Below are 344 nucleotides of genomic sequence, written 5' to 3' on the forward strand. Positions count from 1 at the left end.
CCGGGTAATTACGAAGCACCAGAGTGTTCACAAACATGCCGATAATACCCTCAAGGTCCGCATGATCCCGACCTGCAACTGGCGTACCTATCGTGATGTCCTCCTGGTTGCTTAGCTTACTCAGCAATATGTTGAATATCGACAGCACCGTCATAAACATCGTGGCGCCTGAGGATTCTCCTGCTGATTTGAGCTTATCTGTAACTGTCTTATCCAGTAAAACAGATTTTCCCGAACCTCGATGACTACGCTCTGAAGGACGTGCGTAGTCAGTCGGAAGTTCCAGTACATTTACCTCCGCTGCAAACTCCGCCTTCCAGAAATCACGTTGCTGCTCTAAACGC

The 344-nt window shown here is 48.8% G+C and carries 1 protein-coding gene; it reads right to left on the reverse strand.

Annotated elements, in window-relative coordinates; translation table 11 throughout:
• Positions 1 to 344 (reverse strand): condensation domain-containing protein (locus C900_RS27690; protein WP_040497719.1); only part of this gene is annotated, 344 nt, incomplete at both ends.

It is taken from the genome of Fulvivirga imtechensis AK7 (assembly GCF_000331535.1).
Classification (GTDB): domain Bacteria; phylum Bacteroidota; class Bacteroidia; order Cytophagales; family Cyclobacteriaceae; genus Fulvivirga; species Fulvivirga imtechensis.